Annotated in this window: 3 protein-coding genes; 2 read left to right on the top strand and 1 reads right to left on the bottom strand. The window is 63.9% G+C overall.

What is annotated here, in order from left to right:
- Positions 1-1190, bottom strand: a 1190-nt coding sequence (locus EN925_RS23200) for a PQQ-binding-like beta-propeller repeat protein (RefSeq protein WP_164894343.1), incomplete at its 3' end; no start/stop codon positions are given.
- A gap of 194 nt (positions 1191-1384) precedes the next feature.
- On the opposite strand from EN925_RS23200, the gene EN925_RS23195 reads away from it, so the two are divergent.
- Both EN925_RS23195 and EN925_RS23190 read left to right on the top strand, forming a co-directional pair.
- Positions 1385-2215, top strand: a complete 831-nt coding sequence (locus EN925_RS23195) for a DUF2059 domain-containing protein (RefSeq protein ID WP_063172472.1) — start codon at positions 1385-1387, stop codon at positions 2213-2215.
- Between the two features lie 91 nt (positions 2216-2306).
- Positions 2307-4892, top strand: a complete 2586-nt coding sequence (locus EN925_RS23190) for a UvrD-helicase domain-containing protein (RefSeq protein ID WP_127388399.1) — start codon at positions 2307-2309, stop codon at positions 4890-4892.
- The last annotated feature ends 79 nt before the right edge of the window (positions 4893-4971 follow it).

Here is a 4971-nt window from a genome sequence, read left to right as displayed (position 1 = left end):
TCGTCGGCGCTCGGCGTCGACCACATGTTGGGCGAGTTGGCGGTATAGGTCTGGCCGGCCGGCAGCGGCGTCGTCTGGTCCGGATTGCCGGAATCCCAGTTCCACACCAGCGCGCCGGTGGCAGCGTCGTAGGCGCGGATGACGCCGGACGGCTCCTGCGTCGAATAATTGTCGTTGACCGCGCCGCCGACAATGATCTTGCCGCCTGAGATCAGCGGTGCCGAGGTCGAGTAATAATAGCCCGACTTCGGATAGGGCATGTTGGTCAGAAGGTTCAGCGTGCCGCCCTCGGCGAAAGCCGGGCAGATCTGCCCGTTGGCGGCGTCGAGCGCGATCAGCCGCGCATCCGAGGTCGGCAGGTAGACGCGGGTCGCACAGGGCTGGCCGGCGGCGCCGGCGGCATCGGCGTAATAGGCCACACCGCGGCAGGTCTGGTGCTGGCGGTCCTTGTCAAGCTTGACCTTGGGATCGAAGCGCCATTTCTCCTTGCCGCTCGCGGCATCGATGGCGATGGCGAAATTATGCGGCGTGCAGATGTAGAGCGTGTCGCCGATCTTCAGCGGCGTCACCTGATAGGTGGTCTCGCCGACATCGTCCGGTCCCTTCACGTCGCCGGTCTGGTAGGTCCAGGCAGGCTGCAGCTTGGCGACATTGTCCGGTGTGATCTGGTCGAGCGGCGAATAGCGCTGGCCGAACTGCGTGCGGCCGTAATAGTGCCACTCGCCGGCCGGCACGTCATTGCCGAGATTGGCGTTGGCGACCACCTTGTCGGTGCCGAGTTCGCCGGCAATGTCCTTCGGATCCGAAGTCATCGAATAACCGGCGACGGCCAGTGATGCCAGCACGGCAAGGATCAGCGGCGCGCGTGCGTCAGGGCCGACAAGACCCCGTCTCGCCCACGGCGTCAGTAGCCACAAAGCGAGAAGCACGATGACGCCGCCGCGAGGCCCGAGTTCCCACCAGTCGAAGCCGGTTTCCCAGACCGCCCAGGCCAGCGTGCCGAGCACGATCGCCGCGTAGAGCCACAGTGCGGTGGACCGGCGCCGGTAGAGCAGCCAGGCGGCGATCAGGAAGGCAAGGCCAGCAACGACATAGTACCAGCTGCCGCCCAGCATCGCCAGGCGGATGCCGCCGCCGCCGAGTGCCAGGCCGATGAGGAAAAGAATGAGGGAGGTGATGGTGACAGCCAAGATGATACTCCTTCGACTGTTGCGCTTTGCCACGCCAAGGACAGCCCGATGTCCCGTTCCTGCCCTGCGCACAGCTTTCTCCTGCCCGCCCCGCCTGTCAAGCTGGCCCACACGCCAAGGTGGCAATTCATCTTGCCTGCGGTCGGGTTATCGAGCAGTCTCCGTCGCAGCATCACCGTGGAGTAGACCGAGTCATGCCCTTCGTCTTTCCGCCATGGATGCGCATTGCCGGCGCGCTGTTCGGCTTCGTCGTGCTTATGGCTGGCAGTCAACCGGCGTCGGCACAAACGCTCGAGGAGATCAACAAGGCAAGCGGCTTCCACGAGATGCTGGCCGGCCTCGGCCCAAGCATAGTCGCCGGCATCAAATCCGTGCCGGGGCCGGAAAAAGTCAAGGAAGCCTTGTCCGCCGCCGCTGAAGGCGCTTTTGACGCTGACAGGATGGAGAAAGCCGTAGAGGCGCGGATGACGGGCCGGTTGCAGCCCGTCGATCTCACCGATCTGGCTGCTTTCTTCGATTCACCATTGGGCAGGCGGGTCACAGCCCTGGAGATCCAAGCGTCCGATCCGCAAGCCGTGGGGCGCAAGAAGATCGAAGGTCCGAAAATCCTTGGAGGACTTCAGGCGGGAGATCCGGCACGGCTCGCGCTGTACCGGAAAATCGTCGACGATACCAGCGCCGTGGACATGGCTGAAGCGATCGCATTGAACATGGGCTATGCGATGGTTTCGGGAATGCTCGCGGCAGCCGGGCAGCCTTTATCGGATCAGCAGATAATGGTGCTGGTGCATAAGCAGGCCGGCAACCTTCGTGAAAAAGCCGAAAAGGGGATCATGGAAGGAAATGCTTTCGCCTATCGTGACTTGTCGCTCGACGATCTCAGGCTTTACGCGGCATTTCTCGCGTCCCCTGCGGGCAGCCATTACTACGACCGGATGCAGACGGCACTCGGCGCCGTGATGACCGATGAGGCGCGTTCGTTAGGGCAGCGATTTTTCGTCGCTCTCGGCTACCGCAAGGCCTGAACAGCCCGTACATCCTTGCCGCCAGCACTTTAGCGGAACAAAACGTAGACAGTTCTGGTCTTTCCCCACCGAATCACTACATTCGGGGGCGATGTCCGGCTTTTCCGAAGACATGCCCTTTTTCGACGAACCCAATGCGCGGCCCTCGGCCCCGTCGGGTATCGCCGCGCGCGCCATGGCTGCCCGCAGCGGACACAACAACGCACCCGACTATCTGAAGGGCCTCAACCCGGAGCAGCGGCTAGCTGTTGAAACAACGGAGGGTCCGGTTCTGGTGCTGGCCGGCGCCGGCACCGGCAAGACCCGCGTGCTCACCACCCGCATCGCCCACATCCTCGCCACCGGCAAGGCGTTTCCGTCGCAGATCCTCGCGGTGACCTTCACCAACAAGGCCGCGCGCGAGATGAAGATCCGCATCGGCGTGCTGATCGGCGAAGGCAATGTCGAGGGCATGCCGTGGCTCGGCACCTTCCACTCGATTGGAGTGAAGCTGCTTCGCAGACATGCCGAACTCGCCGGCCTGCGCTCCGACTTCACCATCCTCGACACCGACGACGTCGTGCGGCTGATCAAGCAGTTGATCCAGGCCGAGGGGCTGGACGACAAGCGCTGGCCGGCCAAGCAGTTCGCCCAGATGATCGACGGCTGGAAGAACAAGGGGCAAGGCCCCGCCGACATTGCCGAGGGCGACGCGCGCGCCTTCGCCAACGGCAAGGGCCGCGAACTCTACAAGGCCTATCAGGAGCGGCTGAAGACGCTGAACGCCTGCGATTTCGGCGACCTGCTCTGCCACCCGATCCGCATCTTGCGCGCCAATCCGGACGTGCTGAAGGAATACCATAAGCGCTTCAAGTACATCCTCGTCGACGAGTACCAGGACACCAACACCGCCCAGTACATGTGGCTGCGGCTGTTGGCGCAAAGGCCTCAAGGCAAGCCGGGGGAGATTGGGCGCTCTTCGGCCGAAACCCGCGCCACCGTAAACATCTGCTGCGTCGGCGATGACGACCAATCCATCTATGGCTGGCGCGGCGCCGAGGTCGACAACATCCTGCGTTTCGACAAGGATTTCCCCGGCGCCACCATCATCCGGCTGGAGCGCAACTACCGCTCGACCGCGCACATCCTTGGTGCCGCCTCCCACCTCATCGCCCACAATGAGGGCCGCTTCGGCAAGACGCTGTTCACGGATCGCAACGATCCCGAGGATGGCAAGGTCAATGTCCACGCCGCCTGGGATTCCGAAGAAGAAGCCCGCGCCATCGGCGAGACCATCGAGGCCTATCAGCGCCAGAAGCACAATCTCAACGACATGGCTATTCTTGTCCGTGCATCCTTCCAGATGCGGGCCTTCGAGGATCGCTTCATCACACTCGGCCTCAACTACCGCGTCATCGGTGGCCCGCGCTTCTACGAGCGCCTGGAAATCCGCGACGCCATGGCTTTCTTCCGTGTCGTCGCGCAAGGCGCCGACGACCTCGCTTTCGAACGTATCGTCAATGTGCCCAAGCGCGGCTTGGGCGAAGCCACCATCCGCCAGATCCACGACACCGCCCGTGCGCTGCGCATCCCTATGCTGGAGGCCGCCGCCAAGCTCGCCGAAAGCGACGAGTTGAAGCCGAAGCCGCGCGCCGCCTTGCGCGAAGTGGCGGCCAATTTCGAGCGCTGGCAGAAGGCGCTGGAAACCACGCCGCACACCGAACTCGCCGAGACCATTCTCGAAGAGAGCGGCTACACGGACATGTGGAAGAACGACCGCTCGGTGGAAGCCCCCGGCCGGCTGGAGAACCTGAAAGAGCTGATCCGCTCGATGGAGGAGTACGAATCGCTGCGCTCCTTCCTCGAGCACGTCGCGCTGGTCATGGACGCCGAACAGAATGCCGGGCTCGACGCCGTCTCGATCATGACGCTGCATTCGGCCAAGGGCCTCGAATTCGAGACCGTGTTCCTGCCCGGCTGGGAGGAAGGCCTCTTCCCGCATCAGCGCGCGCTCGACGAAGGCGGCCGCTCCGGGCTGGAGGAAGAGCGCCGCCTCGCCTATGTCGGCCTGACGCGGGCCAAGAAGAACCTGCATATCTGGTTTGTCTCCAACCGCCAGATCCATGGCCTATGGCAGTCGACGATCCCGTCGCGTTTCCTCGAGGAATTGCCGAACGCCCATGTCGAGGTCGCTGAAAGCGGCAACTCCTACGGCGGCTACGGCAATTCCTATGGCGGCGGTTCCTTTGCCTCCGGCCGCGGCGGCCAGGGCGCAGGACGGCAGAACCCCTATGGCGCCTCGCGCTTCGACAATGTCGGCGCCGACAGCGAAAAATCCGGCGCCTTCTCCAACACCTATGCGACGCCGGGCTGGCAGCGCGCGCAGGCCAACCGCACCGAGGCGACCGACCGCAACTGGGGCTCGCGCTCCGGCCACCAGGTCGAGCGCATCGGCTACGGCGAGACGGACAGCGGCTACGGCGCCGGTCGCACCTCGGTCAAGGGCCGCACCATCGACGGCGAGCTGGTCGCCAAATCCGTCTCCGACAAGCCGTCCGCCTTCAACGTCGGCGACCGTGTCTTCCACCAGAAATTCGGCAACGGCAACATCTCGGCCATCGAAGGCAACAAGCTGACCATCGACTTCGACAAAGCCGGCCAGAAACGCGTGCTGGATGGGTTTGTGGCTGCGGTGTGAAGATGGCGTTTTCCCCGCGGAAACCTCACCTTCGTCGTCCACGGGCGAAGCAAGGAGGGTAGCGACGCGGCGCAGACCC

This window comes from Mesorhizobium sp. M7A.F.Ca.US.006.04.2.1 (genome assembly GCF_004022915.1).
In the GTDB taxonomy this organism is placed as follows: Bacteria; Pseudomonadota; Alphaproteobacteria; order Rhizobiales; family Rhizobiaceae; genus Mesorhizobium; species Mesorhizobium ciceri.
The sequence above is the reverse complement of the archived record's forward strand: the minus strand, read 5'-3'. Positions and strand labels throughout refer to the sequence as shown.